At 40.6% G+C, this 1,222-nt stretch carries 1 protein-coding gene; it reads left to right on the forward strand.

Features of this window, described 5'->3' with window-relative positions; all coding sequences use genetic code 11:
• Positions 1-80 precede the first annotated feature (80 nt).
• On the forward strand, positions 81-1,217 hold the full coding sequence (locus tag BM088_RS26920; RefSeq protein ID WP_091992024.1) for an ISAs1 family transposase: 1,137 nt from the start codon (positions 81-83) through the stop codon (positions 1,215-1,217).
• Positions 1,218-1,222: the final 5 nt, after the last annotated feature.

The raw sequence follows: 1,222 nt of genomic DNA on the forward strand, positions 1-1,222 counted from the left end.
CACGGCAAGATCATTATAAATTGAACTTATAGAACAAGTAGCGATCAGATCAAGGCATAATCCCCCTTTGGTAACTTAATATGAGCGCTACTTTTTTGAAACACTTTAATTCTATTACAGATCCTCGCATTGAGCGCTGCAAAAAGCATGAACTTATCGATATTCTTCTGCTAGCAATTAGTGCCGTACTCTCTGGTGCACAAGGATGGGAGGATATTGAAGACTTTGGGCATCTAAAGCTTGATTGGTTAAAAAGATATGGCTCTTTCGACGCTGGAATTCCAAAGCATGACACTATTGCTCGTGTCGTCTGTCGGTTAAAAGCGGATGAAATTGAGAGTGCATTTCAATCTTGGATTTCATCACTTATTGAAACCACAGGTGCTGATATCATCGCCATTGATGGAAAGACCGCACGACGTTCATTTACTACAAAAGATAGAAAAAGTGCATTACATACAGTCAGTGCATGGAGCTGCCAACATCAATTAGTGCTAGGGCAAACCGCCGTTGATAGCAAAACAAATGAAATCACAGCAATACCTGAGTTACTAACCATGCTGGATATTGAAAACAGTATCATTACGCTTGATGCAATGGGATGCCAACAAGAGATAGCTAAACAAATCATCAAGCAAAAAGCCGATTATATTCTCGCACTTAAAGGCAACCACTCAGGCATGCTCAGTGAGCTAGAAGCTTGGTGGCACAAGAATGAACGAGAAGGATTAACCAATAATAATTATGACAAGCATACCGAAATAAGCTCAGGGCATGGGCGTATTGAAACTAGGACTTGTCAGCAGTTACTTATTGATAAAACCTGGTTAGCCAAAACTTACCAATGGTCAGGCTTAAAGAATATTATTAAAGTTACCGCTGAAGTTCACGATAAATTGGCAGGCACAGATACGACAGAAACACGCTGGTATATTAGTTCATTAGACCAAAATGCAGAGCAAGCACTCAATGCGGTACGTAGCCACTGGCAAGTTGAAAGTATGCATTGGATGCTAGATATGACCTTTAGAGAAGATGAATCGAGAATACGTAAAAAGCAAGGTCCGCTTGTATTTAATGTAATGCGAAAGATAGCTATGGCACTATTCAAACAAGATACAACCAAGTCAGCTAGTATGGCGAGGAAAAAGAAAATGGCAGGGCTAGACGATGATTATCGCTCAACCCTGCTAGAATCTGGGATTAAAATGCGCTAGCCGTG

This window comes from Pseudoalteromonas denitrificans DSM 6059 (assembly GCF_900112265.1).
Classification (GTDB): domain Bacteria; phylum Pseudomonadota; class Gammaproteobacteria; order Enterobacterales; family Alteromonadaceae; genus Pseudoalteromonas; species Pseudoalteromonas denitrificans.

Excerpts from the sequence above, each read along its gene's own strand:
- BM088_RS26920 (WP_091992024.1), top strand. The coding sequence starts at position 81 with ATGAGCGCTACTTTTTTGAAACACTTTAATTCTATTACAGATCCTCGC.